Annotated in this window: 26 protein-coding genes; 11 read left to right on the top strand and 15 right to left on the bottom strand. The window is 70.7% G+C overall.

Annotated features, from left to right (window positions below):
- Positions 1-128: 128 nt before the first annotated feature.
- Positions 129-800, bottom strand: coding sequence for an endonuclease NucS (nucS, locus tag ACFC0D_RS24035; RefSeq protein WP_376439453.1), 672 nt, complete (start codon positions 798-800; stop codon positions 129-131).
- 229 nt (positions 801-1,029) lie between these two features.
- Between nucS and ACFC0D_RS24030 the strand changes: the two genes are divergently transcribed.
- A complete protein-coding gene (locus tag ACFC0D_RS24030; protein ID WP_017236120.1) occupies positions 1,030-1,422 on the top strand; it encodes an SCO5389 family protein in 393 nt (130 codons plus the stop codon).
- An 89-nt stretch (positions 1,423-1,511) separates the two neighbouring features.
- Here the strand turns inward: ACFC0D_RS24030 and ACFC0D_RS24025 are convergent, their stop codons facing one another.
- Positions 1,512-2,546: an LLM class flavin-dependent oxidoreductase gene (locus ACFC0D_RS24025; RefSeq protein ID WP_376439450.1), complete on the bottom strand. Its 1,035-nt coding sequence runs from the start codon at positions 2,544-2,546 to the stop codon at positions 1,512-1,514.
- 205 nt (positions 2,547-2,751) lie between these two features.
- On the opposite strand from ACFC0D_RS24025, the gene ACFC0D_RS24020 reads away from it, so the two are divergent.
- The gene (locus tag ACFC0D_RS24020; RefSeq protein ID WP_376439447.1) at positions 2,752-3,078 is read left to right on the top strand and encodes an ATP/GTP-binding protein; all 327 of its coding nucleotides are present in this window, start codon (positions 2,752-2,754) and stop codon (positions 3,076-3,078) included.
- 10 nt (positions 3,079-3,088) lie between these two features.
- Here ACFC0D_RS24020 and ACFC0D_RS24015 read toward each other — a convergent pair whose 3' ends face one another.
- The 3 genes from ACFC0D_RS24015 to ACFC0D_RS24005 form a co-directional block, all read right to left on the bottom strand.
- A complete protein-coding gene (locus tag ACFC0D_RS24015; protein WP_376439444.1) occupies positions 3,089-3,907 on the bottom strand; it encodes an ABC transporter permease in 819 nt (272 codons plus the stop codon).
- Positions 3,904-4,998, bottom strand: a complete 1,095-nt coding sequence (locus ACFC0D_RS24010) for an ATP-binding cassette domain-containing protein (RefSeq protein ID WP_376439441.1) — start codon at positions 4,996-4,998, stop codon at positions 3,904-3,906. The genes ACFC0D_RS24015 and ACFC0D_RS24010 overlap by 4 nt, the downstream gene beginning before the upstream one ends.
- 108 nt (positions 4,999-5,106) lie before the next feature.
- On the bottom strand, positions 5,107-5,985 hold the full coding sequence (locus ACFC0D_RS24005; protein ID WP_376439439.1) for a hypothetical protein: 879 nt from the start codon (positions 5,983-5,985) through the stop codon (positions 5,107-5,109).
- A 222-nt stretch (positions 5,986-6,207) separates the two neighbouring features.
- On the opposite strand from ACFC0D_RS24005, the gene ACFC0D_RS24000 reads away from it, so the two are divergent.
- Positions 6,208-7,152, top strand: a complete 945-nt coding sequence (locus tag ACFC0D_RS24000) for a hypothetical protein (RefSeq protein ID WP_376439436.1) — start codon at positions 6,208-6,210, stop codon at positions 7,150-7,152.
- Between the two features lie 37 nt (positions 7,153-7,189).
- On the opposite strand, the gene ACFC0D_RS23995 is transcribed toward ACFC0D_RS24000, so the two are convergent.
- The 5 genes from ACFC0D_RS23995 to mce all read right to left on the bottom strand — a co-directional run bounded on the left by ACFC0D_RS23995 (position 7,190) and on the right by mce (position 14,588).
- Positions 7,190-7,969, bottom strand: coding sequence for an ABC transporter permease (locus ACFC0D_RS23995; RefSeq protein ID WP_376439433.1), 780 nt, complete (start codon positions 7,967-7,969; stop codon positions 7,190-7,192).
- Between the two features lie 3 nt (positions 7,970-7,972).
- Positions 7,973-8,944 carry an ABC transporter ATP-binding protein gene (locus ACFC0D_RS23990; RefSeq protein ID WP_376439430.1) on the bottom strand — a complete coding sequence of 324 codons (972 nt, stop codon included), beginning with the start codon at positions 8,942-8,944 and terminating at the stop codon, positions 7,973-7,975.
- A gap of 100 nt (positions 8,945-9,044) precedes the next feature.
- Positions 9,045-9,983 (bottom strand): cellulose-binding protein, encoded by a 939-nt coding sequence (locus ACFC0D_RS23985; RefSeq protein ID WP_329115809.1) that lies wholly within the window; start codon positions 9,981-9,983, stop codon positions 9,045-9,047.
- A 114-nt stretch (positions 9,984-10,097) separates the two neighbouring features.
- Positions 10,098-13,973 (bottom strand): polarized growth protein Scy, encoded by a 3,876-nt coding sequence (scy, locus tag ACFC0D_RS23980; protein WP_376439426.1) that lies wholly within the window; start codon positions 13,971-13,973, stop codon positions 10,098-10,100.
- Positions 13,974-14,147: 174 nt separating this feature from the next.
- Entirely contained in the window at positions 14,148-14,588 is a 441-nt protein-coding gene (gene mce, locus ACFC0D_RS23975; protein WP_329115806.1) for a methylmalonyl-CoA epimerase, read from the bottom strand.
- 137 nt (positions 14,589-14,725) lie between these two features.
- Here mce and ACFC0D_RS23970 point away from each other — a divergent pair, with 137 nt between their 5' ends.
- Positions 14,726-15,928, top strand: coding sequence for an acetyl-CoA C-acetyltransferase (locus ACFC0D_RS23970; protein WP_376439422.1), 1,203 nt, complete (start codon positions 14,726-14,728; stop codon positions 15,926-15,928).
- Positions 15,929-15,953: 25 nt separating this feature from the next.
- A complete protein-coding gene (gene meaB / locus ACFC0D_RS23965; protein ID WP_329115802.1) occupies positions 15,954-16,910 on the top strand; it encodes a methylmalonyl Co-A mutase-associated GTPase MeaB in 957 nt (318 codons plus the stop codon).
- A gap of 58 nt (positions 16,911-16,968) precedes the next feature.
- Here the strand turns inward: meaB and ACFC0D_RS23960 are convergent, their stop codons facing one another.
- From ACFC0D_RS23960 to ACFC0D_RS23945, 4 genes are all read right to left on the bottom strand, one after another.
- A complete protein-coding gene (locus ACFC0D_RS23960; protein ID WP_329115799.1) occupies positions 16,969-17,445 on the bottom strand; it encodes a MarR family transcriptional regulator in 477 nt (158 codons plus the stop codon).
- Between the two features lie 142 nt (positions 17,446-17,587).
- Positions 17,588-18,373, bottom strand: coding sequence for an AIM24 family protein (locus ACFC0D_RS23955; RefSeq protein ID WP_376439419.1), 786 nt, complete (start codon positions 18,371-18,373; stop codon positions 17,588-17,590).
- Entirely contained in the window at positions 18,370-19,020 is a 651-nt protein-coding gene (locus ACFC0D_RS23950) for an AIM24 family protein (RefSeq protein ID WP_329115794.1), read from the bottom strand. The genes ACFC0D_RS23955 and ACFC0D_RS23950 overlap by 4 nt, the downstream gene beginning before the upstream one ends.
- Positions 19,020-19,658 carry an AIM24 family protein gene (locus ACFC0D_RS23945; protein ID WP_376439416.1) on the bottom strand — a complete coding sequence of 213 codons (639 nt, stop codon included), beginning with the start codon at positions 19,656-19,658 and terminating at the stop codon, positions 19,020-19,022. The genes ACFC0D_RS23950 and ACFC0D_RS23945 overlap by 1 nt, the downstream gene beginning before the upstream one ends.
- Positions 19,659-19,777: 119 nt before the next feature.
- Here ACFC0D_RS23945 and ACFC0D_RS23940 point away from each other — a divergent pair, with 119 nt between their 5' ends.
- Both ACFC0D_RS23940 and ACFC0D_RS23935 read left to right on the top strand, forming a co-directional pair.
- Positions 19,778-20,122 carry a DUF3817 domain-containing protein gene (locus ACFC0D_RS23940; RefSeq protein ID WP_376439413.1) on the top strand — a complete coding sequence of 115 codons (345 nt, stop codon included), beginning with the start codon at positions 19,778-19,780 and terminating at the stop codon, positions 20,120-20,122.
- Positions 20,119-20,412, top strand: a complete 294-nt coding sequence (locus ACFC0D_RS23935) for an MTH1187 family thiamine-binding protein (protein ID WP_376439410.1) — start codon at positions 20,119-20,121, stop codon at positions 20,410-20,412. The genes ACFC0D_RS23940 and ACFC0D_RS23935 overlap by 4 nt, the downstream gene beginning before the upstream one ends.
- 45 nt (positions 20,413-20,457) lie before the next feature.
- Here the strand turns inward: ACFC0D_RS23935 and ACFC0D_RS23930 are convergent, their stop codons facing one another.
- Entirely contained in the window at positions 20,458-21,456 is a 999-nt protein-coding gene (locus tag ACFC0D_RS23930; protein WP_376439407.1) for a DUF5937 family protein, read from the bottom strand.
- Between the two features lie 72 nt (positions 21,457-21,528).
- Here ACFC0D_RS23930 and ACFC0D_RS23925 point away from each other — a divergent pair, with 72 nt between their 5' ends.
- The 4 genes from ACFC0D_RS23925 to ACFC0D_RS23910 all read left to right on the top strand — a co-directional run bounded on the left by ACFC0D_RS23925 (position 21,529) and on the right by ACFC0D_RS23910 (position 25,500).
- A complete protein-coding gene (locus tag ACFC0D_RS23925) occupies positions 21,529-22,821 on the top strand; it encodes an MFS transporter (protein WP_376439404.1) in 1,293 nt (430 codons plus the stop codon).
- A 9-nt stretch (positions 22,822-22,830) separates the two neighbouring features.
- Positions 22,831-23,340, top strand: a complete 510-nt coding sequence (locus ACFC0D_RS23920; RefSeq protein ID WP_376439401.1) for a MarR family winged helix-turn-helix transcriptional regulator — start codon at positions 22,831-22,833, stop codon at positions 23,338-23,340.
- 55 nt (positions 23,341-23,395) lie between these two features.
- The gene (locus tag ACFC0D_RS23915) at positions 23,396-23,728 is read left to right on the top strand and encodes a DUF3817 domain-containing protein (protein ID WP_361434667.1); all 333 of its coding nucleotides are present in this window, start codon (positions 23,396-23,398) and stop codon (positions 23,726-23,728) included.
- Between the two features lie 71 nt (positions 23,729-23,799).
- Complete coding sequence (locus tag ACFC0D_RS23910; protein ID WP_376439397.1) at positions 23,800-25,500, top strand: methylmalonyl-CoA mutase; 1,701 nt, start codon at positions 23,800-23,802, stop codon at positions 25,498-25,500.
- The last annotated feature ends 115 nt before the right edge of the window (positions 25,501-25,615 follow it).

Genomic DNA, 25,615 nt, shown 5'->3' with positions numbered 1-25,615 from the left:
GGGGTCGTATATTTGTATAAGAGCATGGACCACCTCCGACGGCACCCCCGCCTGACCCCCGCCGAAAAGGCCCCCGGGTGGGTTCACCGCACCCGGGGCCGTTGACGTACATCCACGACGCGTTCGTACTAGAACAGCCTCAGCTTGTCGTCCTCGATGCCCCGCATCGCGTCGTAGTCGAGCACCACGCAGTCGATGCCCCGGTCCGTGGCCAGCACGCGCGCCTGCGGCTTGATCTCCTGCGCCGCGAAGACGCCCTTCACCGGGGCGAGGTGCGGATCGCGGTTCAGCAGTTCGAGGTAGCGGGTCAGCTGCTCCACGCCGTCGATCTCGCCGCGACGCTTGATCTCCACCGCGACCGTCGCCCCGTCGGCGTCCCGGCACAGGATGTCCACCGGGCCGATCGCCGTCGGGTACTCACGGCGGATCATCGTGTGGCCCTCGCCGAGGGTCTCGATCCGGTCGGCGAGCAGCTCCTGGAGGTGCGCTTCCACGCCGTCCTTGATGAGACCCGGGTCCACCCCGAGCTCGTGCGAGGAGTCGTGCAGGATCTCCTCCATCGTGATGATCAGTTTCTCGCCCGCTTTGTTCACCACGGTCCAGATGCCGGCCTCACCGTCTGCACCCTCCTTGAGGGTGCACGGCGGGGACATCCAGTTGAGCGGTTTGTACGCCCGGTCGTCCGCGTGGATGGAGACGCTGCCGTCTGCCTTGACCAGGATCAGACGGGGGGCGGAGGGCAGGTGGGCGGTGAGCCGGCCCGCGTAGTCCACGGAACAACGGGCGATGACGAGACGCATGGTCGGCAACGCTACAAGACGCACGCTCTTCCGCGCGATTCGGCTCTTAACGCCCGCCCAACCTCCGTCGGTTATTGGCCGGTTGTGTTCCCAATCTCCTGGTGCGCTCCGAAGGACGCGCTTACCGTGGAAGCAGGAGGTCGCCGTCCGTGCACGCAGCGTGTCGTGCGGGGGGCCCTTCATCCCTGCCCGTAAGACCCCGCCCGTCGGGGTCGCGAGAGGAGAACCCATGTCGCTCGACGTCTCACCGGCGCTGTTGGAACAGGCCGAGCGAGGCGAGGTCGACGAAGCCGACTTCGTCGACTGCGTCCGGACCTCCCTGCCCTACGCATGGGAGATGATCAGTTCTCTGGTGGCTCAGCTGAAGGTGGACGGTGGAGAGTTCGCCGACAACCAGACGCCGCCGCCGAACGAGCAGGCACGTGGTCAGCTGTTGCGTGCACTCGCGAGTGATGCGATCCGTGGTGCGCTGCAACGGCACTTCGGGGTGCGTCTGGCCTTCCAGAACTGCCACCGCGTGGCGGTGTTCCCGCTGGACCCCGCGGTGGACGAGCGGCTCGCCCGCTTCACCTCCGTACGGGGTCAGCTGCTCAACCAGTCGCCGGAACTTCGCGACTGCTGACACACGGTGCTGCCGCTCCGCATCGCGGGAGACGCGAACCATGCGAGAGGTGCCGGAGCGGCGGCATCACACCCGAACCATCCATGAACTCAGACCAGCAGGGGGAGCACCTCGGCCCCCAGCCGCCGTACGTTCTCCTCGGTGGCCGCGAGATCGCCCGTGCCCTCGGCGAGCAGCGCGAAGCGCGTGATGCCCGTACGCTCCGAGGTCGCCGCGAGCCGGTCCGCCGCGCGCCGGGGCGTACCCACCGGGTGCAGCCCGCACAGCAGCTCCGTGTACGCGACGGGGTCCCGCATCGCGCGGTGCCGGCCGTCCACCGTCACATGGGCGTCGAGGCCCTGCTTCAGCCAGCCCGGCATCGCCTTCACCAGGGCCTCGGCCGCGTCCGCCCCGCGGTCGGCGAGCTGGGCGACGCCCGCCGATACATGCCCGGCGCCGATCCGCGCGATCTCGTCGGGTGTGCGCCCGGCCTCCCGCGCGCACCGTGCCCAGGCGGCCACCATCTCGGCCTTGTCCTCGTCCCCGCAGTGCATCCCGAGCAGCATCGGCAGACCGCGCTCGGCGGCCAGCTTGACGCTCTTGGGGGAGGTGCAGGCGACGACGACCTCGGGCGCCGCGTCCCCGCCGATGAGCTCGCCGGGGCGTGGCACGACGGCCACCTCGCGGAAGGCGAATCGTTCTCCCTCGGCCGATACCCGGGGCTCGGAGAGCCAGCGCAGCAGCAGGTCGAGCGATTCGGGGAAGCCCTGCTCGTACGCCGGCAGACCGGCTCCGAACACCTCCAGATCGACCCATGGCCCGCCTCTGCCCACCCCGAGCGTGAAACGGCCGCCGGACGTCAGATGGAGCAACGCGGCCTGCTCGCCCAGCGCCACCGGATGGGCGGTCGGCAGCACGCTGACCGCCGTGCCGACCCGGAGGCGGCGTGTGCGGCCCAGCAGCAGCGCCGCCAGGGTCACGGCCGACGGACATACTCCGTACGGAACGAAATGGTGCTCGGCGAGCCAGACGGAGTCGAGCCCCGCCTCCTCGGCCACCTCGGCGGTCCGTACCGCCCGGTGCAGCGCCTCGCCCTGGCCCTGACCCGGGAACTGGGCGGCCAGAACAAACGTACCCACGCGCATCGCCTTCTGCCTCCTTGCGGCCGACGCGTTTCTCCCCCTCGTACTGGCAACAACGTCTGACACGTGCCAAAGGCAACGGCCTTGTATGAAGTTCTTGCGATTTTCCGCTGATTCGGCCTGGAGGGTGGACGGGGCCACCGTGTCGCGGCCCGTAGGCTGGAGAGAACCGTCCGTGTTCCTGCCCCCGGCCCCGTGAGGTGATTACGTGTCCCCGCGTCGCAACCGTCCCAGTGGCGGCGAGAAGCCCGAACCTCAGGCTGAGTCGGGCGACCGGTACGGGGGCTCGCAGCGCAGCGAGACCTGGCAGGGCGAGGAGTGGTACGTCCGCCATGTCGCCGGCGCCAGCGCGCCCGGGAAGCGCTACCGCTGCCCCGGCTGCGACCAGGAGATCCCCGGCGGCGCGCCGCACGTGGTGGCATGGCCGGAGTACGGGGGAGTGGACGACCGCAGGCACTGGCACAAGGCCTGCTGGAACGCGAAGGACCGCCGCACCTCCAGGGTGCAGCGGTCCCGTAACGCGCCGAGGTACTAGGGGTCCTCGGTCAGACGTCCCGGCTGTTCAGCAGGGCGTACGCGCCGCCGATCGTCGCGGCCGTGATGACCAGCAGGATCCACACCGGGTCCCAGCCCGCGGGCCCGGACTCGCTCATGGCCGCCTTGCCCGCGTACAGGGCGATGAGCTGGCTCGGGATCGCGTAGTCGAGCAGCCAGTCCTGCACCGTGGCCAGCGACTCCGAGAACATGAACATGGCGGCGACCAGCGGGAGCAGCAGTACGCCGATCATGATGGTGATCGCGCCCGCCGAGTGCCGGATGATCGCGCCGATCGAGAGCGCCAGCAGTCCGAGCTCGGCCATGAACAGGCCGACGCCGACGGTGGCCCGCAGCCACTCCCCCGAGGTGGGCTCCTGGGCCTGGTCCACCATCGCCACCTGCGCCACGGCGACGATGCCTGCCGTGACCGTGGTGATCGTGAAGACGAGCGCGAAGAAGACGATCGCCTTCGCCGTCAGCACCCGGGCGCGGCTCGGGCAGGCGGTGAGCGTGGTGCGGATCATGCCCGTGCCGTACTCGGAGGCGATGGTCAGCACTCCCAGCGTGATCACGCAGATCGAGCCGAGCAGCACGCCGAAGAAGCCGAGACCGAGCGCCGACTCGCTCTCGGTCGGCACGTCCGACGCCGCCACGATCGCGGCGACGCCGAGACCGATGCCCAGCATCAGCAGCACCATCACCCCCAGCGTCCACATGGTGGAGCGCAGGGAACGGATCTTGGTCCACTCCGACGCGATCGCGTCACCCAGGTGCGCCTTGCGCACGGGGATGGGGGAGACGTACGAGTAGGGGGCGGGGGCGGTCATCGGGCGTCCTCGTCGTTCTTGCCGGGCTCGCTCTGCGGGGTGGCGTAGGGGTTCTGTCCGGGCGGCGGCGGGGCGTACCAGCCCTGCTGCGGCACGTCCTGGACCACCGGCTGCGGCGGCACGGCGTACCCGTGTCCGTGCGGCTGGGGCTGCTGGAGATGGGCCAGCTGGTCCTCGGTGGAGCGGTAGTCCACGGCGCCCTGCGTCAGCCGCATGTACGCCTCCTCCAGCGAGGCCTGGTGCGGGGACAGCTCCCAGAGCCGTACGTCCGCGTCGTGCGCCAGGTCGCTGATCCGGGGCAGCGGCAGACCGGTCACGCGCAGCGCGCCGTCCGGCTCGGACATCACCTGGCCGCCGGCCTCGGTCAGCGCTGCCGTCAGCTTCTCCCGCTGCTGGGGCTCCGTCTGCGGGGTCCGCACGCGGGCGAAGTCCGCCGAGTTCGCCGAGATGAAGTCCTTGACGCTCATGTCGGCCATCAGCTGGCCGCGGCCGATCACGATCAGGTGGTCGGCCGTCAGCGCCATCTCGCTCATGAGGTGGCTGGAGACGAAGACCGTCCGCCCCTCGGAGGCGAGCTTCTTCATGAGGTTGCGGACCCAGAGGATGCCCTCGGGGTCGAGTCCGTTGACGGGCTCGTCGAAGAGCAGCACCTGCGGGTCGCCGAGCAGCGCGGCCGCGATCCCGAGCCGCTGCCCCATGCCGAGCGAGAAGCCCTTGGAGCGGCGCTTGGCGACGTCCTGGAGGCCGACGACCCCGAGGACCTCGTCGACCCGCTGCGCCGGGATGCCGGCGAGCTGGGCGAGCGAGAGCAGATGGCTGCGTGCGCTGCGTCCGCCGTGCACCGCCTTGGCGTCGAGCAGCGCACCGACCTGGCGGGGCGCGTTCGGCAGCTGCCGGAACGGATGACCGCCGATCGTGACATGCCCGGAGGTGGGCTGGTCGAGCCCGAGGATCATGCGCATGGTCGTGGACTTGCCGGAGCCGTTGGGTCCCAGGAAGCCGGTGACGGTCCCCGGCCGCACGTGGAAGGAAAGGTTGTACACGGCCGTCTTGGCGCCGTAGCGCTTCGTCAGGCCGACTGCCTCGATCATTCTCCAGCCCCATCGACAGTTCAGGTCGTCGTCGGGGCTCCCGACTGGCGTAGCCCCCCGTATGAGCTAGGAGCTTATCGAGCCATTGACGGTTCCGGCGAAGTCCGATCAGCCGTTACCGGTTCGGTTCGGCAGGGAGTCCGCGAGTGCGGGCAGGTCGTCGTACGACCGCAGCTCGGCGGACTCGTCGAGATAGGGGAGGAAATCGGTCTGCGGAAGGACCCAGCCCTCCTCGCCGAAGATCTTCGTGCCACCCGCGCGTGTGCCCGGGTCCTGGCCTGCCCGGTCGACCCAGGAGGCGGCGTCCCGACCCAGCAGCTCCCGGAGCCGGGACGAGCCGGTGAGCAGCCCGTCGAGGAGGGTCGCCTGGTCGCCGCCGCCCGGCAGCGGACGCGTCCCGTCGGGGGCCAGCACGCCGTGCGCGCTGAAGTAGATGTACGCCCCGCCGAGGCGCTCTCGGGACGGCATCGTCATGTCGAAGAGGTCACCCGGCAGGATCGCGCGCCGGTAGTCCGGGAACTCGGTGTCGTCGACCGCCTTGAGCTGGCGCGCGTCGAGCCAGGTGACGACCAGCGTGGCGTGGGCGGTGTGATCGACGAACGGGGTGCCCGCCACGTACCCGGCGGGACTGATGTGGCCGGAGCAGCCGACTCCGATCCCGCTGACCCGCACCGGGACCATGGGGACGGACACCGGCAGGTTCAGCCGGCGCAGCTTGTGGCGCACCTGGCCCGGTGAGGCGTTGGAGCCGACGGCGATCACCGGATGACGACGCCCGACGGGCTCCTGCCCGTGCATCGTCAGGACCTCGTCGAGCCGTCCGCCCTGATCGACCGTCCAGTCGCCCAGGCGCGTCGCCCGGACGTCCAGGGGCAGCAGCTCGTCGTCGAGGAGGAGCGAAGGCTCCGTCACCGGGCGTCCGGGATAGATCAGGGGACGCTCGACGGCCACGTCGTCCAGGCCGAGGGCTGCCAGGCTGCGGTCCATCACATGAGCCCTTCGAGGTCGTGCAGGTGGGGCGGTGCACCGGCCGTGCCGGATCTTCTCCCGGAGAGCGTACGGGACGTGGGTCGTCGCGTATACCGGACACACATCCGGTGGGGCAGAATGTGGACCCTGCGTCAATTCACTTGGGGGGAAGTGAAGTTGCTGGTGACCGGGAGTTGGATGAGGCGGGCGCGCCGTCCCCATCCCAGACGTCGCACGTCCGTGCGATGGTGGATCGCCGGGCGTTCGGTCCACGTCCTGATGGCCATGACGCTCGGCGCGCTGATGGCGCTCGCCGTCGTCATCGCGGTCGTCTGGACCCTCACGGAGTCGTCGCCGACCTCGCTGGCCGACCGGTTCGGTGACGTCGAGGGGCTGGTGAGCACCGCGCTCGAAGCGCTGCGGGCCTGCGTCGGCACGGACAACCTCAGCCCGCAGGACCAGAACCTGGCCCATCAGCTGCTGGCCTCCGTCGCCTCCGTGACCGGCGCGCTGGCGCCCGCCGTCGTGCTCGGCATCGTGCTGATCAAGCTCTTCGCGCTGCGGCCCTTCATCTGGCGGAAGCGAGCCAGCATCTCCCACGCCTGGGCGGCCGACTTCCCCGGATACGCGCGGGCCCACGCCGACAGCGAGGACGGCATCATCGCGGTGCGCTTCTACAACTACCTCGACAACCTCTCGGTGGTCGACCTGCGCGCCCGGGTGCACCTTCGCTACCTGGAGAGGTCACCCCACGACGGCAGCCTCGTCATCTACAAGAAGTGGCTCAAGGTCCTCGACGAGAAGGGCGAGCCGGCCGACGAGCGCGCCTGGCTCGCGGTGGAGCGCGGGGCGCCCTTCACCGTGTGGATACCGCTGGACGCACCCGCGGACACGCTCCCCTTCCGCGAGATCCAGGGCAAGGACCTCTCGGACTCGGTGGGCGTGAAGCTGCTGGTCCGGCTGACCGCGCGGACCGTCGGCCTCGGCACCGAGGTCGTCGACGAGCGGTGGTTCGACCTGGACGGCGACGACTTCGAGCGCGGCCGCTTCGTGCCGCTCCACCCGGACACGGCCGTCGATGTGTGGGACTGGCGGGGCTGGCCGGAGTTCGACGCGGTCCTCCCCGACGAGGGCCGGCCGCCGGGCGTCCTCCCGGCCCCCCGGGACCCCACCGCGACGGGCTGAGGGCGCCGGAGACGGCCGGGGCGAGGGACCTACGGGTTCACGCGTCCCGCTTCTTCAGGACCAGGTAGCCGCCGAGCAGCGCGACCGCCACCCAGATCAGCATGATGCCGAGCCCGCCCCAGGGGCCGTACGGAGCCTCCTCCGTGTTCATGGCGTCCGGGACGACCTGCATGATCTTGGAGCCGGCCTGGTCGGGGAAGTAGAGCGCCACCTCCTTGGCCTTCGGCACGGCGGAGAGGATCTGCGAGACCAGGAAGAAGAACGGCACCAGGATGCCGAGCGAGAGCATCGAGGAGCGCAGCATCGTCGCCACACCCATCGAGAAGAGCGCTATCAGGCCCATGTAGAGGCCGCCGCCCACGACCGCCCGCAGCACATTGTCCGCGCCCAGGGAGGTGCGGTGCTCACCCAGCAGGGCCTGGCCCAGGAAGAACGACAGGAAGCTGGTCGCGAGGCCCACCACCAGGGCGAGCGCCCCGGCCACCGCGATCTTGCTGAAGATGAAGGTCGCCCGCTGCGGCACCGCCGCCAGAGACGTACGGATCATGCCCGAGCTGTACTCGGTGCCGACCACGAGGACGCCGAAGACCACCATCGCCAGCTGGCCGAGCACCATCCCGGAGAAGCTGACGAAGGTCGGGTCGAAGGTCGCCTGCTCGGCCTCGGAGAGATCCGAGAAGGTCGACTTCAGCAGGGCGCAGAGCGCGGCGCTCATCGCCACCGTCACCAGGAGCGCGCTCGCCAGCGTCCAGACGGTCGAGGAGACCGTCCGGATCTTGGTCCACTCCGACTGGAGGACCGCGGATACCGCTGCCATCGTTCAGGCTCCCTTGGTGTTCTCGCCCCAGCGGGGGCCGGCGGCGGGCGCGTCCGCGCCGTGTACGTCCGTGCCGTGCGCGTGGTACTCCACCGCGCCGGCCGTCATCTGCATGAACGCCTCCTCCAGGGAGGCGCGCTGGGAGCTCAGCTCGTGCAGCACGAGCTGGTTCTCGGCGGCCAGTTCACCGAGCTTCTCGGTGGTGGCCCCGTCCACCTCCAGCGTCCCGTTGCCCGCTTCGACGGGGGTGAAGCCATTGGCGTGCAGGAGGTCCCGCAGCCGCTCCTGCTGCGGCGAACGCAGCCGTACATAGCTCCGCGAATTCTGGTGGATGAAATCCGCCATCGAGGTGTCGGCCAGCAGTTTTCCCTGGCCGATCACGATCAGATGATCGGCCGTCAGGGCCATTTCACTCATCAGATGGCTGGAAACGAAGATCGTCCGGCCCTCGGCCGCGAGCGCCTTCATCAGATTGCGGATCCAGTGAATTCCCTCAGGGTCCAGACCATTGACGGGTTCGTCGAACATCAGGATCTCGGGATCACCGAGCAGCGCCGACGCGATTCCCAGCCGCTGTCCCATGCCGAGGGAGAAGCCCTTCGACTTCTTCCGCGCGACCGCCGTCAGACCGACCAGATCGAGGACCTCGCCGACCCGGCTCGACGGGATGCGGTTGGACTGCGCGAGACAGAGCAGGTTGTTGTACGCGGACCGGCCGCCGTGCATCGCCTTGGCGTCGAGCAGCGCCCCGATGTACTTCAACGGCTCCTGGAGCTCGCGGTAGTGCTTGCCGTCGATCCGGACCGTACCGCTGGTCGGGTTGTCCAGATCGAGCATCATGCGCATGGTCGTCGACTTGCCCGCGCCGTTGGGCCCGAGGAAGCCGGTGACCACGCCGGGCCGGACCTGGAAGGAGAGATGGTCGACGGCCGTCTTCGTTCCGAACCGTTTCGTCAGGGCCTCGAGCTCGATCATGCGACCACGCTACGGGTGCGCAAAACCCTCCGCCACTGGAATGGCGGAGGGTTTTGTGGTCGTTCGCGTTCCGGTTACCGGGACGGCGTGGACGCGGTGCTCACCGGGTCTGCTGCGCCGGGACGCCGCGGGTGGCCGGCTCGTCGTCGATCGGGGAGCCGGCGGCCGCCACGGCGGCACCGGTCAGCGTCGCCAGCATCTCGCGGACGTTGGTCAGCTGGGCGTTGATCGAGTCGCGGCGGTTCGTCAGCGCCGCCAGCTCGCGCTCCGATTCCGAGCGGATCCGGTCGGCCTTGGCGTTCGCGTCGGCCACGATGTCCTCGGCCTGGCGCTGCGCGGTCTCCACCGTCTGGCGGGCCCGGCGCTCCGCGTCCGTGCGCAGCTTCTCGGCCTCCAGGCGGAGCTGCTCGGCGCGGTGCTCGATCTCGGCGAGGCGCTTCTCGGCCTTGGCCTGACGCGAGGCCAGGTCGCGCTCCGACTGCTCGCGGCGCTTGGCCAGGTTGGTCTCGAAGTCCGCGGCTGCCTGGGCGGCCTTGGCGCGGGTCTCCTCGAAGAGCGCGTCCGCCTCCTCGCGCTTGGACTGCGCGTCCTTCTGCGCCTCGGCACGCAGCGAGTTGGCCTCACCCTGTGCCTTCTCGACGATCCGAACGCCCTCGTCCTCGGCCTTCGTCTTGCGCTCCGCGGCGAAGGACTCGGCGTCGTTGCGCACCTGCTGGGCGGCAGACTCGGCCAGCTCGCGGTGCTGCTCGGCGGCGCGACGGGCCTCCTCGCGCAGGTCCTTCGCCTCCTCCTCGGCGAGGCGGAGGATCTTCTCGACGCGAGCACCGAGGCCGGCGTACGACGGCTCCGCGTCGGTGACCTGGGCCTGGGCGTTCTGCGTCTCGAGGTGGAGCTCCTCGATGCGCTTTTCCAGAGAGGTGATTCGGGCCAGAGCACTGTCACGGTCGGCGACGAGCTTGGTAATGCGGTCGTCCACCTGACCGCGGTCGTAACCACGCCGCACGAGCTCGAAGCCGAAGGGGGAGGAAGTGTCGCTCATGGGGTTCCTGTCGAATGAGACCGGTGAGGTGTTAGGGGGAATCCTAGGGGCCGAAGCGGCGTGTCATCGAGCGGATGCCCGTTTGATATGGAGAATGTCCAGCCTTTTGAGTGGCTAGCCGTCGGAGGACTTGCCACTCGAACGTGTTGCCCCCGCCGACGCACCCGCCTTGACATCGTCCTTCGCACCGGCGGACTTCGCTCCCGGCGCCTCGAAAGACTCCAACGCTTCGAGGACGTCCTGGACACGGGAGATCTCGGCATTGATGTCCTCGCGACGGCGCACGAGCACATCCAGGTCCCGCTTGCCCTCGGAGATCATCTGCTCGGCCTCGGTCTCGGCCTCCGCCTTGATCCGCTCCGCCTCGCCGACCAGCGAGGCCTTCTTCTGCTCGGCCTCCTTGAGCAGCGCCTCCGCCTTCCGTACCGCCGCGATCCGGACCTTGCTCGCCTCCGAACTCGCCTCGGAGAGCATGTCCTTGGACTTCGCCTCGGCCTCGGCCTGCTGCTCGGTGGCGGCCTTCACCAGCTTGTCGACGCGCTCCCCCGCCGTCTTCATCTGCTCGGCCGTCTCACGCCGCGCCCGCTCGTGCAGCTCCTCGATCTCGCCCTCGATCCGGCCGCGCAGCTCCTCGGCCCGCTCCCTTATGGCCGTCGCGTCGCTGCGGGCGCCCACCAGGAGCTCGTCCGCGTCCGTACGCGCCTTCTCCACCAGAGAGTTGCCCTCGACGGTCGCCTCGGCCACGATCCGCTCGGCCTCCTGACGGGCCGCGCCGACCATCGTGTCCGCCTGCGACTCCGCCTCGGCGGTGGCGCGCAGCGCCTCCTCCTGAGCCTTCGCCATCAGCTGGTCGGCCTGCTCGGCCGCGTCCGAGCGGCGCTTGGCACCGGCCTCGCGCGCCTCGTCGAGCGTACGGTCGGCCTCGGCCCGCGCCTCGGAACGCATCTGCTCCGCCGCCGCCTCGGCCTCCGCGCGCAGCCGCTCGCCCTCGGCGCGGATCCGCTCGACGGCCTGCTGCGCCTGCCCCACGTTCTCGGCGGCCTCGGCCCGCAGCCGCTCCGCCTCGTCGCCGGCCTCCGCCGCGATCCGCTCGGCCTCGCTCGTGGCCTCCGCGATGAGGGAGTCCGCCTGCTCGGCCGCGTCCGCGCGCCGCTTGTCGGCGGCCTTGCGGGCCTCGTCGAGGACCTGCTCGCCCTCCGTGCGGGCGAGCGTGATCAGCTCCTCGGCCTCGGCCGTGAGCCGGTCGGCCTCCGTCGCCGCCTCGGAGCGGATGCGGTTGGCGTCCTCGCGGGCGTCCGCCCGGGTGCGGGCCGCGTCCTGCTCGGCGGCGCCCAGCGCGTCCGACGCCTCGGTCCGTACCCGCTGCGCGTACTCGGCGGTGTCCGCGCGCAGCTTCTCCGACTCGGCGATCGCGTCCGCGACCGTCCGCTCGGCCAGCGAATTCGCGGCCTCGGACTCCTCCTGGGCGCGCGTACGGACGCGGTTGGCGTCCTCGGTGGCCCTCTCCCGCTCCTCGTACGCGTCGGCGCGGACCCGGTCCGCCTCCTCCTGCGCCTCGGTCCTGGTGCGCTCCGCCGCGTGCTCGGCGGCGCTGCGCAGACCGGTGATCTCCTCCTCGGCCTGCTCGCGCAGACCCGCGACCGAATCGCGGACCTCCTGCGCGGCTCGCGAGGCCGCGGACACCATCTCCGTGGCCCGCCGGTCCGCCTCCTCGACCAGGCGGTGGGCCTCGGTCTGGGCCTCCTCCACCCGCTTGCGGGCGGAGGCGAGGAGATCCTCGGACTGCTCGCGGGCGTGCTGACGCTCGCGGTCGGCCTCGGAACGGGCGGACTCCAGCGTCTCCTCGGCCTCCCGGCGGCGCCGGTTGGCCTCCTCCTGCGCGGCGGCCAGCGCCTCTGCGGCCTCGGTGGCGACCCGCTCGGCGGCGGCCCCGGCCTCGGCCCGTACCCGGTCGGCGGTCTCCTGTGCCTCCGACTTCAGCCGCTCGGCCTCCGTCGAGGCCTCCGTGCGCAGTCGTACGGCCGCGGACTCGGCCTCGGCGCGCGACGTGGACGCGTCCGACGCGGCCTCCGTGCGCAGCCGCTCGGCCTCCTGCTCGGCCTGCGCCTGGAGCGTACGGATACGCTCCGCGGCCTCCGTGCGGAGCCGCTCGGTCTCCTCCGCGGCCTCGCGCCGGAGCCGCTCGCTCTCGGCGCGGGCGTCGGTCAGCGCCTGCTCGGCGGTCTCGACCCGCGTCTCGGCCTCGGTGTGCAGCCGGGTGAGCTCGTCGGCGGCCTCCGCGTGCCGGGCCTCGGCCGCCCGCTCGGCGTCCTCGCGCAGCGTGGCCGCGTCCCGCTCGGCGGCCTCCTTGACCGACTCGGCCTGCTCCTCGGCCTCCGTACGCATCCGCTCGGCCTCGGCGCGGGTGCGCTCCAGCGTCTCCTCGGCCTGGGTGCGCAGCGTCTGGGCGCGCTCCATCGCCTCCGAGCGGACCCGATCGCCCTCGGCGCCCGCGCTCGCGCGCAGCTCGTCGGCGTCGGTACGGGCCTTGGTCAGCAGCTCCTCGGCGGTCCTGGCCGCCTCCTCGATCTGCTGGACGGCCTCGCGCCGGGCCTCGCCGCGGATCTTCTCGCCCTCGGCGATCGCCTCGGCCCGCAGCTGCTCGGCCTCGCCGCGCAGCCGGCGCGCCTCCTCCTGCAGCTCGACCGTCCTGGCGCGGTACTCCTTGGTGTCGTCCTTGGCCGAGCCGAGCACCTCGTCGGCCTGCTCCTCGGCCTGGTTGCGCAGCCGGTCGGCCTCCGCCTCGGCCTCGCGGCGGATGCGGTCGGCCTCCTCGGAGGCCTTGCGGGTGGTCGTCTGGGCGTCCTCGGACGCCTTGGTGAGGACCTCCTCGGCGGTCCTGGCCGCCTTGGCCAGGGCGGCGGCGGAGTCCTCGGCCGCGACCGTGCGCGCCTTGTCGGAGGCCTCGGAGACCAGCTTCTCCGCCTCGGCGGTCGCCTCGCGGAGCTTCTCCTCGGCCTCGGCCTTGAGGGTCTCGGCCTCCTTGGTCGCCTCGCCGACGAGCCGGGCGATCTCCGCCTTCGCGGTACGGGTGCGCTGCTCGTTGACGGACTCCGCGGACGACAGCTGCTTGGCGGCCGCCTCCTTGGCCTCGGACAGCGCCTTCTCGGCCTCCGCCCGCGCCTCGCGCAGCCGGTCCTCGGCCTCCTGCAGCCGCTGCTCGGCGGAGCGGGACAGCTCGGTGGCCTGCTGACGGGCCTGCTCGGTCTCGACGGTGGTGGAGGAACGCAGTTGCTCGGCGTGGCTGGTGGCCTCCTGCGCCTGCGTGGACGCGGCGTTCAGGAGCCGCTCGGCGTCCTTGCGGGCGCGCAGCAGAATCGCTTCGGCCTCGGCACGGGCGGCCTCCGCCTCCGCGCCGACCCGCTGCCGGGTCTCCTCGGCGAGCCGGGTGGCCTCGGCGCGTGCGCCGGCGAGCGACTGCTCGGCGTCGGCGCGGGACTCCTCCATCAGGCGGCGGGCCTGGGACTCCGTACGGGCCCGCAGCTGCTCGGCCCAGGCGACGTTCTCGTTGACGTGCGCCTCGACGGTCTGGCGGCGCTCCGACAGCTCCTGGTCCAGGCGCTGCCTGCGCTGGACGGCCTCGGCGTGCAGCTCTGCCTGGAGCCGGGCCTGGTGCTCGGCGTGCTCCTGCAGGATGCGCTGGGTCTGGGCGCGGGCCTCGCGCAGCTCGCGCTCGGCGTCCTGGCGCAGCTGGTCGGCCTGGATCTGCGCGTTCCGCAGGAGCTGCTCGGCCTGGTAGCCGATGTCCGCGCTGTCGAACGCGGGGCGGGATGCGATGGTCCGGCGCGCCTCGTGGAGCTTGGCACGCAAGACCTCGACCTGGTAACCGAGGTCCTCGGCGTGCTGGACGGCCTTCTCCCGCTCGGTCTTCAGCCGGTCCATCTCGGCTTCGAACCGCGAAAGATGGTCGTCTTCAGCTCGGTGGCTCTCCTGGTGTTCGTAGCCCCGCACTGCGCGGTCCCATCCGTCCCCTGGTCGCAACACTCCAACGAGCACCGTTCCCCGGAGAACGGCCCCCCGGGAATCGTGGCAGATCGGATACCCCGACTTCGACGCCGCATGGCATGCGGCACCGACCGGCCCCGGCCCGGAGCCGCCCACTCTACCGGGCCAGGAATCCGGAGGTCAGTGCTCCGTTGAGGAGGGGTCGGCAGAGGTGACCAGTTCGGTCAGTACGCCGTGGCAGTCCTTGGGGTGGAGGAAGGTGATGCGGGAGCCCATGGAGCCGATCCTCGGCTCGTCGTAGAGGACCCGGACACCCTTGGAGCGGATGTCCGCGGCGTCCCCGTCGACATCGGCGGTGCCGAAGGCGATGTGGTGCACTCCCTCGCCGTTCTTGGCCAGCCACTTGCCCACCGCGGAGTCCTCGCGGGTGGGTTCCAGGAGCTGGAGGTACGAGGCGCCGCCGTCGGAGGTGTCGTTGATCTTGAGCATGGCTTCGCGGACGCCCTGCTCCTCGTTCACCTCGGAGTGGAACACCTCGAAACCGTAGGTCGCACGGTAGAACTCGACAGTCTTGTCGAGGTCGAAACAGGCGATCCCGATGTGGTCGATTCGCGTCAGCATTTCTCCAGTGCAGCGCTCCGGCCATGGTTACGCAACGTGCGCGCCATCACACCGGCTGGCCGGTGACCAGCCGCGGCACCGCTCAGTACATTGGCGGTAAACCCTCGTTCACTCCTCATCTCAAGGGGCTGTGCCTCATGTCTGGAACGACCGGTACCACCTCAGTGATCGTCTCGGGCGCCCGCACGCCCATGGGACGGCTGCTCGGTTCCCTCAAGTCCTTCTCCGGCGCGGAGCTGGGCGGCTTCGCCATCAAGGCCGCGCTCGACCGGGCCGGCATCGGCGGCGACCAGGTGCAGTACGTGATCATGGGCCAGGTGCTCCAGGCGGGCGCCGGCCAGATCCCCGCCCGCCAGGCCGCCGTCAAGGCCGGCATCCCGATGAACGTCCCGGCCCTCACCATCAACAAGGTGTGTCTGTCCGGCCTCGACGCCATCGCCCTCGCCGACCAGCTCATCCGCGCGGGTGAGTTCGACGTGGTCGTCGCCGGCGGCCAGGAGTCGATGACCAACGCCCCGCACCTGCTGCCGAAGTCCCGCGAGGGCTTCAAGTACGGTGCCATCGAGATGCTCGACGCCATGGCGTACGACGGCCTCACCGACGCCTTCGAGAACATCGCGATGGGCGAGTCCACCGAGAAGCACAACACCCGCCTCGGCATCGCCCGCCCCGAGCAGGACGAGATCGCCGCGCTGTCGCACCAGCGCGCCGCCGCCGCGCAGAAGAACGGCATCTTCGAGGCCGAGATCACCCCGGTCGAGATCCCGCAGCGCAAGGGCGAGCCGGTCGTCTTCTCCAAGGACGAGGGCATCCGCGGCGAGACCACCGTCGAGTCGCTCGGCAAGCTCCGTCCGGCCTTCGCCAAGGACGGCACCATCACCGCCGGCACCTCCTCGCAGATCTCGGACGGCGCCGCCGCCGTGGTCGTGATGAGCAAGGCCAAGGCGGAGGAGCTGGGCCTGGAGTGGATCGCCGAGATCGGCGCCCACGGCAATGTGGCGGGCCCGGACAACTCGCTCCAGTCGCAGCCGTCCAACGCGATCCAGCACGCCCTGAAGAAGGAGGGCCTGGGCGTCGAGGACCTCGACCTCATCGAGATCAACGAGGCGTTCGCGGCCGTCGCCGTCCAGTCAATGAAGGACCTGGGCGTGACCCCGGAAAAGGTGAACGTCAACGGTGGCGCGATCGCCCTGGGACACCCGATCGGCATGTCCGGCGCCCGTGTGGTGCTCCACCTGGCCCTGGAGCTCAAGCGGCGCGGCGGCGGCGTCGGCGCGGCGGCGCTGTGCGGCGGCGGCGGTCAGGGTGACGCTCTGATCGTTCGCGTACCCGGCAAGTAGTCCCGGAAGCAAGGAGCGGTTGAACATGGTGGACGTCCCCGAACTGGTCGCCCAGGCACGGGAGGGCCGGCCGCGCGCCGTGGCCCGGCTGATCTCGCTCGTGGAGGGGGCGTCCCCGCAGCTGCGTGAGGTGATGGCGGCGCTGGCGCCGCTCACCGGTGGCGCGTACGTGGTGGGCCTGACGGGCTCGCCCGGTGTCGGCAAGTCCACGTCGACGTCCGCGCTGGTCGCCGCCTACCGGCGGGCGGGCAAGCGGGTCGGCGTCCTGGCCGTCGACCCCTCGTCCCCGTTCAGCGGGGGAGCGCTGCTCGGCGACCGGGTCCGGATGTCGGAGCACGCCTCCGACCCGGGCGTCTACATCCGCTCGATGGCGACCCGCGGCCACCTGGGCGGGCTCGCCTGGTCGGCCCCGCAGGCGATCCGCGTCCTGGACGCGGCGGGCTGCGACGTGATCCTCGTGGAGACGGTGGGCGTCGGGCAGTCGGAGGTGGAGATCGCCTCCCAGGCCGACACCTCGGTGGTGCTCCTCGCTCCGGGCATGGGCGACGGGATCCAGGCCGCGAAGGCGGGCATCCTGGAGATCGGCGACGTGTACGTGGTGAACAAGGCGGACCGGGACGGCGCGGACGCGACGGCCCGCGAGCTGAACCACATGCTGGGCCTGGGCGAGGCGCGCGGGCCGGGCGACTGGCGGCCGCCGATCGTCAAGACGGTCGCGGCGCGTGGCGAGGGCATCGACGAGGTCGTCGAGGCGCTCGAGAAGCACCGTGCGTGGATGGAGGAGCACGGCGTCCTGGCGGAGCGCCGCCGGGCGCGTTCGGCGCGCGAGGTGGAGACGATCGCCGTCACGGCGCTGCGTGAGCGCATCGGCGATCTGCACGGCGACCGCCGCCTGGACGCGCTGGCGGAGCGGATCGTGGCGGGTGAACTGGACCCGTACGCGGCCTCCGACGAGCTGATCGCGAGCCTGACGGGCAACTGACCCGACGCACGCGAAGAAGGCCCGGTACGCGGACGCGTACCGGGCCTTCTCCATGTCGCTACGGCTTGCCTCGGCGGCCCCGCAGCTGCTCCGCCACCGGCTTCAGCGACTCGTGGAGGTCGCCGAGCGCCTCGGAGCTGAGCTGGTCGATGAAGTGCTTGCGCACCGATTCGACGTGGTGCGGTGCCACCTTCCGCATCGTGTCCATACCGTGGTCGGTCAGGACCGCGTACAGGCCGCGGCGGTCCGACTCGCAGTTCTCACGGCGCACGAGCCCCGCGTTCTCCATGCGGGTGATCTGGTGCGAGAGCCGGCTCTTGGACTGCAGCGTCGCGGTCGCGAGGTCGCTCATGCGCAGACGCCGTTCCGCCGACTCCGACAGATTCACCAGAATCTCGTAGTCGTTGATGGTCAGGCCGAAGGGCTGGAGGTCCTTCTCCAGCTGGTACGTCAGCATCCTGTTGACGTCCAGATACGTGCGCCATGCACACTGCTCGGCGTCGTTGAGCCAGGGGGTGGCCGTCTCGGTCTCCATATATGGATTCTACCTAAGAAGTTGAATGCTGGACGAAATGAGGGAGTGTGACGCCGGGCACCCGGAGCCCCGACGCGGCGGGTGCGGAGAATCGAACGGCGCTCGACGCCGTTCGATGACGTCACACTCCGCAGACTACCGGCTACAGCCCGAAGCGACGCTGGAGGTCCCCGAGCTGACCGGGAAGGCGCGGTACGGATCCGCCCTGACCATGGCCGGAACCGAGCGGTCCATGGCCGCCCGGCACCCCCGCCTGCGCCGGCGTCTGACCGATCGCCCGTTCGGCCATCAGCAGCTCCGTCGACTGGAGCAGTACCGTACCCGCCCCCACGAACTCGAACTGGTGCTCCTCGCCCGAGGTGCCGCCGATCCCCGTCAGCGCCCGTACGCCGCCCATCACGCCGGTCATGTAGCCGTGGTCGTAGTGGTGGCACGGGGACGGGCAGTCGGCCCAGCCCACCAGGGCCTGCGGATCCACCCGCATGGGCGGCTCCATGAAGACCACCGGCCCGTTGGACGCCGCCACGAACTTGCCCGTGCCGATCAGCGTCACGAACCCCGGCACGATCGACTGCTTCAGCGCCAGCGTCGGCTGGTACGCCAGCAGATTGCCCGAGCGGATCGTCAGATTGCCCTCGTCCAGGTCGAACGAGTTCACGTCGAAGGCCCGGTCGGCGAGCAGCATCTTGCCGCTGCCCTCGGCCACCACCCAGTCGCTCGCGTGCAGCGGTGAGTGGAACGACGTACGGACCAGACGGTCCAGCCGCCCGTGGCCGATGCCGTTGAAGTCGATCCGCCCGTAGTAGGCGATCATCTTGCCCTTCTGCAGGAACCACTGGGAGCCCTTGAGCTCCACGCAGAAGGTGTACGGATTGACGTTGTCGTCGGACGGGAGCGAGTGCGGGTCGAGGACGACGGGACCGGTCACAGCTTCTCCTCCGACGCCTGCACGTACACCGCACCACTGCCGCTCAGCTCCAGCTGGAACGCCTCGCCCGAGCCGCGCCCCACCATGTCGCGCCAGCCGAGCGCGGTGGAGAGCTTGTTCCGTACGTCGCCGTGGTGGGCGACGTAAGCCTGCGGGTCCACGTGGACCGCGCGTCCCGGTGTGATCGGCAGCTCGATCACACCGCCGTGCGCCATGACCGCGACCGCGCCGTGGCCCTTCAGTGTCGTCGTGAAGAGGCCCTGGCCGGTCACCTGGCCGCGCACCATGCCCATGACGCCGCCCTGGGAGCCCATGAACATCGTGCCCTGCTCCAGGGTGCCGTCGAAGGCGAGGAGCCGGTCGGCCTCGACGAAGAGGGTGTCGCCGGTCAGCCGGATCACCTGGATGTGGTGGCCGCCGTGCCCGAACATCACCGTGCCGTTGCCCTCGACGGTCATCAGCGGGGTCGCCTCGCCCGCCACCCGGCGACCGATCATCGACATCACGCCGCCCTGGCCACCCGCGATGTTCGGCGTGAAAGTGACGTCGCCGCGGTACGCCAGCATCGCGCCGCGCTGGCTGAACATGCGCTGTCCAGGCACCAGCTGGGCCTCGACCATCTTCGAGTTGATCTCACGGAACGGCATCAGACGTCACCCCCCACCGTGTTGCGCTCGCTCGGCTGCACGTAGACGAGCCCGTCGCCCTCGAAGCGGATCTGGAACGCCTCGCCGCCGCCCTCGCCCAGGAAGGTGCGGAAGGTCACACCGGACTGGAAGCTCTGCTGCAGGTTGCCCTGGTGGGCGACGTACGCGCCGGGGTCGACCGAGAGCGGGTACTGCGGCGTCACGCGCAGCACCACCGCCGGGCCGTCCGACATGATCGCCGCCTGGCCGGTGCCCTCGATCGTCGTCGTGAAGAGGCCGTTGCCGGTCGCTCCGCCGCGCAGCCCGGTGAAGCTCGTGCCGGTGCGCAGCCCCGCGTCGGTGCAGAGCAGATTGCTCGCCTCGACATAGAGCTTGTCGGCGTGCAGGGAGACGAGGTTGATCTCGGAGGCGCGGTCGGCGAACCAGCAGGTTCCCTGGCCCTTCACCTCCATCACCTCCATCTGCTCGCCGGTGAGCCGACGGGTGACCATGCCGCGCAGGCCCTCACCGCCGCCGGACATCTTCTTGAAGGCCATCTGGCCGTCGTACGCGACCATCGAGCCGTTCTTCGCCTTGACGGCGTCACCGGTCATGTCGACGGCCAGCACTTTGCTGCCTTGGAGTCGAAACGTTGCCACGGAGCGAGGTTACGGGGCCCCCGGACAAAGGGACAGCAAAGTCGGGTGCCACAATGAGGCGACGCTTGTGCATCCATTCACAAGATCACCGGCCCCCCTCCCACCCGAAGGTGACCCCCGTGGACATCAAGACCGCCTCCTCCCTCCAGCGCCTCCGACTCGTCTCCGCTCCGGAGGCCGTCTCCTTCCTGCTTCTGCTGGTCTGCTCCGTGCTGAAGCGGACGACGGAGTTCAACGCGGTGCCGGTCATGGGAGCGATCCACGGCATTCTCTTCATCCTCTACGTGGTCTTCTGGCTCGACGCCTGGAACCGCACCAAGTGGAACCTCAAGACGGCGGCGCTCTACTTCGTGCTCTCCGTGCTGCCCCTCGGCGGCTTCTTCGCCGAGCGCAAGCTCAAGCGCGAGGCCGAGGACGCCGTCATCGCCTCCCGCGCCCGCCGCGAGGGCACGGTGAACGCGTGATCGTCGCCTTCTCGGTCACGCCGCTCGGAGTCGGCGAGGAGGTCGGCGAGTACGTCGCCGACGCCGTCCGGGTCGTACGGGAGTCGGGGCTGCCGAACCGTACCGACGCGATGTTCACCTCGATCGAGGGTGACTGGGACGAGGTGATGGACGTGGTCAAGCGCGCCGTCGCCGCGGTCGAGGCCCGGGCGCCCCGGGTCTCGCTGGTCCTCAAGGCCGACATCCGGCCGGGCGTCACGGACGGTCTCGCCTCCAAGGTCGCGACCGTGGAACGCCACCTGGAAGGCTGAACACCCGCCGCGAAGCCGAGCCCCCGCCCCCTCCGGGTCGGGGGCTCACTCGTGCGCGCCGCCGGAGGCGGTCAGGGCGATGCCGAGCGGTGTGCGCTCGTAGAGCACCTGATGGCCGTAGCGGCGGGAGGTCAGCAGGCCGGCCTCCCTCAGTACGGACAGATGCGCCGACACGGAGGAGGGGGCGAGTCCGAGGCGGTGCGCCAGCGCGCTCGTGCCCGCCGGATCGTCCAGGGCGCACAGCACGTCCGCTCGGGCCCGGCCGAGCAGCCGGGCGAGCGTGTCGGGCGTCCGGTCGCGGGCCTCGGTCCACAGCCCGCCGATCCCGCGCGCCGGGTAGACGACGGTCGGCTGCCAGGGCGGGTCGAAGCCGCTCACCACATCGGGCCAGGTGAAGACGGACGGCATCAGGACCAGCCCCTGCCCGTCCAGGGCGCGGACGTGCTCGCCGCGGTAGGCGACGGTGAGGGTGGCGCTGTCGGCGGCCCAGTCGAAGCCGGGGTGCAGCTCGCCGAGGAGACGCTCCAGGCCACCGTCGGCGAGTCGGCGGGAGTGGTAGGCGACATCGGCTTCGAGGAGGGCGCGCAGCCGGGGCCACACGGGCGCGATCAGGGCGTCCCAGGCGGCCTGGAGCAGATCGGCGAGCCGATGGACGGCGCCCGCGGGGTCGGCGAGCATCCGCCGCCCCTCGTCGGTCGCCGCGGCGCCGGGGGTGTCGGCGAGGGCGCGCGCGAAGTCGTCCAGGGCGAGCGCGGGATCGGTCTCGCGTACGGCCGCGATCTCCTCCTCGAAGGAGGCGGCGGGCCCGAGAGGCGGCGGATAGAGGAAGTCCGGGCTGTGCCCGTGCCGGGGCATCAGCAGATGGAGCGGGCCGAGGTCGATCCCCTCGGCCGCGCCACGGATCCGCCGCAGCCAGGGCAGGTGGTACCCCTGCTGCCGGGGCCGCGCGAGCACCCGCACGGCGGACTGCGTCTCCCAGAGCGGCGAGAGCGCGAACCGGATCCGAAGCGGGTCGGCCTCACCGAACTGAAGGTGATAGGGCATGGCTCCCCACGAAGGATTCGGCTGGAGCCGAAAGTCTAGGGCGGAGGCGGTCACCGGGGTGAGTCTCGCCCCATGCCGAAGGAGAACCCCGGAACCACCCCTGCGCCCAACGCGACACCCGACCCGGTCCGCGCGCCCGAACGGACAGCCGGCCCCGGCTACCGTGCCGTGTTCGCCGTGCGGGAGTTCAGGACCGTGTTCGTCGCGCACCTGCTCTCGCTGCTCGGGGTCGTCGTCAGCGAGATCGCGCTCACCGTGCTCGTCTACGACCTCACCGGGTCGCCGCTGCTCTCCTCGCTCACCTTCGCCCTGGGGTTCCTGCCCTATCTGCTCGGTGGCACCCTGCTCGCCGGTGTCGCCGACCGGTATCCCGCCCGGCGTGTGCTCGTCGTCTGCGATCTCGTCTGTGCCGGCTGCGTCGCGCTGATGGTCGCGCCCGTGACCCCCGTCGCCGGGCTGCTCGTGCTGCGGTGCGCCGTCGCCGCCGTCGCGCCCGTCTTCAACGGGACCCGGATGGCGACCCTCGCCGACATCCTCGGCGAGGGCGACCTCTTCGTCCTCGGCCGCTCCCTCCTCCGGATCGTCTCGCAGAGCGCGCTGCTCGCCGGGTTCGGTGTCGGCGGTGTGCTGCTCACCGTCGTGCCGCCGCGCGGCGCCATCGCGATCACGGCCGTCACCTTCCTCACGTCGGCGCTGCTGCTGCGCTTCGGCACCGCCCACCGCCCGGCCCGGGCGGCGGCGACCGCCGGGCGTCAGGGTCTCGGCGGGACCTGGGGCGTCCTGCGCGACCGCCGGATCCGCGCGCTGATGCTCATGTTCTGGATCCCGCCCCTCTTCGTCGTCACCCCCGAGGCCCTCGCCGCCCCCTACGCCCGCGAGATCGGCGCCTCCACCGCCGCTCTGGGCCTTCTGATGTGCGCGATGCCCGTCGGCACCATCGCGGGCGAGCTCTTCGCCGGCTCCGCCCTCAGCGCCCGCGTGCGCGAGCGGATCGTCGTCCCGCTCGTGGCCGTGGGGCTGCTGCCCTTCCTGCTCTACGCCGTCGAGCCGGGCATCGCCCTCGCCGCCGTCGCCCTCCTCCTGGCCGGCGCCACCGGTGCGTACACCCTCGGCCTCGACGCCTGGTTCGTCGCCGCCGTCCCCGAGGCGCAGCGCGGCCGGGCCATGACCCTGATGACCGCGGGCATGATGACGATCCAGGGCGTCGGCATGGCCGGAGCCGGTCTCGCCGCCGAGTTCCTCCCCGTCCACCTCGTGGTCGTCGGCGCGGGCGTGCTCGGCACGGTCTGCGTCCTGGCGGTCGTCGCCGAGGTCCGTGCGACCGAAGTTCGAGACGGGGCTGACCACCATGTGACCAGTGGGTAAGGTCGACGCGTGCCGAAGCCGCTCAGTCTCCCGTTCGACCCCATCGCCCGCGCCGACGAGCTCTGGCAGAACCGCTGGGGGCCCGTCCCGTCGATGGCCGCGATCACCTCGATCATGCGGGCCCATCAGATCCTCCTCGCGGAGGTGGACGCCGTGGTCAAGCCGTACGGGCTGACCTTCGCGCGCTACGAGGCCCTCGTGCTGCTGACCTTCTCCAAGGCCGGTGAGCTGCCGATGTCCAAGATCGGTGAGCGGTTGATGGTCCACCCCACGTCCGTGACGAACACGGTGGACCGGCTCGTGAAGTCGGGTCTCGTGGACAAGCGGCCCAACCCCAACGACGGGCGCGGAACGCTCGCCTCCATCACCGAGAAGGGCCGCGAGGTGGTCGAGGCGGCCACCCGCGATCTGATGGAGATGGACTTCGGCCTCGGGGTCTACGACGCCGAGGAGTGTGCGGAGATCTTCGCGATGCTGCGCCCGCTGCGGGTGAGCGCGCACGACTTCGACGAGAGCTGACCCGAAGCCGGGCCCGCCCGAAGATCGCCCGGAACGTGCCGTTACGCTCGACGCCATGAAATCCAGCGTGCTGACCCGTTACCGCGTCATGGCGTACATCACCGCCGTCATGCTGCTCGTGCTCTGCACGTGCATGGTCTTCAAGTACGGGTTCGACATGGGCGAGGACGTGACCTTCGCGGTCTCCCAGACCCACGGCGTCCTCTACATCATCTACCTGATCTTCGCCTTCGACCTGGGCTCCAAGGCGAAGTGGCCGTTCGGCAAGCTCCTGTGGGTGCTGCTGTCCGGGACGATTCCTTTCGCCGCGTTCTTCGTCGAGCGCAAGGTCGTCCGCGAGACGCTTCCGCTGGTCAGCGGCGCGCAGCCGGCCCCGGTCAAGGCCTGAGGCACACCCCCGCACGGATGTGCGGGGGTTTCCCATCGACATTTACTAGGACGTCCTAGTAAATTTGAAGCATGGACGCAGAAGCGATCGAGGAAGGCCGCCGACGCTGGCAGGCCCGCTACGACAAGGCCCGCAAGCGCGACGCCGACTTCACGACGCTCTCCGGTGACCCGGTCGAGCCCGTCTACGGGCCACGGCCCGGGGACACCTACGAGGGCTTCGAACGCATCGGCTGGCCCGGTGAGTACCCCTTCACCCGCGGCCTGCACCCGACGGGCTACCGCGGCCGGACCTGGACCATCCGCCAGTTCGCCGGCTTCGGCAACGCCGAGCAGACCAACGAGCGGTACAAGATGATCCTGGCCGCCGGCGGCGGCGGGCTCTCGGTCGCCTTCGACATGCCCACCCTCATGGGCCGCGACTCCGACGATCCGCGCTCGCTCGGCGAGGTCGGTCACTGCGGTGTCGCCATCGACTCCGCCGCCGACATGGAGGTCCTCTTCAAGGACATCCCGCTCGGCGACGTCACCACCTCGATGACCATCTCCGGGCCCGCCGTGCCCGTCTTCTGCATGTACCTGGTCGCCGCCGAGCGCCAGGGTGTCGACCCTGGCGTGCTCAACGGCACGCTGCAGACCGACATCTTCAAGGAGTACATCGCGCAGAAGGAGTGGCTCTTCCAGCCCGAGCCGCACCTGCGCCTCATCGGCGACCTCATGGAGCACTGCGCGCAGGGCATCCCCGCGTACAAGCCGCTCTCCGTCTCCGGCTACCACATCCGCGAGGCCGGGGCGACGGCCGCGCAGGAGCTCGCGTACACCCTCGCCGACGGCTTCGGCTACGTGGAGCTCGGCCTCTCCCGGGGCCTGGACGTCGACGTCTTCGCGCCCGGCCTCTCCTTCTTCTTCGACGCGCACCTCGACTTCTTCGAGGAGATCGCCAAGTTCCGCGCCGCCCGCCGGATCTGGGCGCGCTGGATGAAGGAGGTCTACGGAGCCAAGACCGACAAGGCCCAGTGGCTCCGCTTCCACACCCAGACCGCCGGTGTCTCCCTCACCGCCCAGCAGCCGTACAACAACGTCGTCCGCACCGCGGTGGAGGCGCTCTCCGCGGTCCTCGGCGGCACCAACTCGCTGCACACCAACGCCCTCGACGAGACCCTCGCGCTCCCCAGCGCGCAGGCCGCCGAGATCGCGCTGCGCACGCAGCAGGTGCTGATGGAGGAGACGGGCGTGGCCAACGTGGCCGACCCGCTCGGTGGTTCCTGGTACGTCGAGCAGCTCACCGACCGGATCGAGGCCGACGCCGAGAAGATCTTCGACCAGATCAAGGAGCGTGGCCGCCGGGCCCACCCGGACGGGCAGCACCCGATCGGTCCGATCACCTCGGGCATCCTGCGCGGCATCGAGGACGGCTGGTTCACCGGCGAGATCGCCGAGTCCGCCTTCCAGTACCAGCAGTCCCTGGAGAAGGGCGACAAGCGCGTCGTCGGCGTGAACGTCCACCACGGCTCGGTCACCGGCGACCTGGAGATCCTGCGGGTCAGCCACGAGGTCGAGTGGGAGCAGGTCCGCGTCCTCGGTGAGCGCAAGGAGCGCCGCGACGACGCCCAGGTCCGCGCCGCCCTGGACTCGATGCTGGCGGCTGCCCGCGACGGCTCCAACATGATCGGCCCGATGCTCGACGCGGTCCGCGCGGAGGCCACCCTCGGCGAGATCTGCGACGTGCTCCGCGAGGAGTGGGGCATCTACACGGAGCCCCCGGGCTTCTAGCCGTACGAGAAGGGGCGGTACGGGACCTCCCGTACCCCCCCCAGGGTGTTGGGTGCTATGGGGCGGGGGGCACGCCCGAGGGGGGGGGGTTGCGGACCGCCACCCGCCCCCCCAC

Origin of the sequence: Streptomyces sp. NPDC056222, from assembly GCF_042264065.1 — a bacterium.
Classification (GTDB): domain Bacteria; phylum Actinomycetota; class Actinomycetes; order Streptomycetales; family Streptomycetaceae; genus Streptomyces.
The sequence above is the reverse complement of the archived record's forward strand: the minus strand, read 5'-3'. Positions and strand labels throughout refer to the sequence as shown.